General features: G+C 58.3%; 2 protein-coding genes. Both read right to left on the reverse strand.

What is annotated here, in order from left to right; genetic code table 11:
- Window positions 1-111: 111 nt before the first annotated feature.
- Window positions 112-894, reverse strand: coding sequence for a S1 family serine peptidase (locus AC3WOE_RS30470; protein ID WP_373716921.1), 783 nt, complete (start codon window positions 892-894; stop codon window positions 112-114).
- 21 nt (window positions 895-915) lie between these two features.
- Window positions 916-1,108, reverse strand: a 193-nt coding sequence (locus tag AC3WOE_RS30475) for a hypothetical protein (protein WP_492696297.1), incomplete at its 5' end; no start/stop codon positions are given.

Raw genomic sequence — 1,108 nt, forward strand, 5'->3', positions numbered from 1 at the left:
CACCAAGAGTTGCTAATGGGGACTAGGCTCCTATGCTCCTTGCCGATCTTCAAGATGGCCAGACTGGACGCTCACGCACTGCTTGTCCGGGTCGATCGAAGGTTCAGAGCTTCAAGCGTCGTCGTTGGGCATGTCCATCCATGGATCACCAACGGCCGCCACGCTGAGTTCGTGCCTGCGGCTAGACCACGCGTAAAACACCCCTGCCAGAACGACAGCCAGCCGACCGCTTTTGCGTTCGTGCACGAAGCGTAGACACGGTGAGCCGCTCATCCCAGCCAGTGCCGGCGGGTTTGTCACTGCTGGGTTCCATTTTTCTGGTGTCGCCTTGCCCCTGTACTCGAAGGTGCGGACACCTGTTTTCAAGTCAAGGACTGACCCGTGCAGTGCCAACGCCAAGATAGCCCGGTCGGGTCGTTGGCCTTCTCTGAAATCCAGCGAGGCGTTCTTGGATCCTGGATAGCCAAGCAGCATGAAAGAGTCGGTTGGCTCGAACGCATCGCGCGCCATCTCACGCGGGAAGATCGGCAGACCCGGAACGTGCGTGATGCCTTGCTCGATCAAGGCGTTTGAAGGGATGTCCCATCGCGCCAAGTCCAACGTCGGATGCAAGCTGCGCAGCCCGATGTCACCCAGTTTCACACCGGTGGTGTCGACCGTGATGCGACCGTGAGTGTGATCGAATTCTTCAAGCACGTGCCTGGCTGTGTAGAGCCTTGCCCGCGTGGCGTCAGGTGTAGCCACGAAGAACCCGGTGCCGAGAAGCCGCTCTCTGCCTTCATGATGTTCTTTGGGAAGCAGGAAAGACGTCAGGCAATCTTTGTGAAGCTCCGACACGCTGTGAGCCAAGTTTTGGTCCATAGCAGCTGGATGAAGATCTAACAGCGTTTTCATGCGAGCTTGCGTAGGCGTGTGTCATGGGATGGCCGCCACGAATGTATTGGCGGCTGAATCGCCGTAAGCGTCCTGGCAAGTCATGTTGATGCGCCGAGCCATGCCTAGGATGCTCGTGTCCATCAACGACTTGATGGGTAAGCGTCCGGCCATCCCCTCTTGACTGCGCCGAATCGAGCTCACCGCTACATTGGGTGGATTCGCCGACTCACGG

It is taken from the genome of Roseateles sp. FW305-36 (assembly GCF_058787015.1).

Excerpts from the sequence above, each read along its gene's own strand:
- AC3WOE_RS30470 (WP_373716921.1), bottom strand. The coding sequence starts at position 894 with ATGAAAACGCTGTTAGATCTTCATCCAGCTGCTATGGACCAAAACTTG.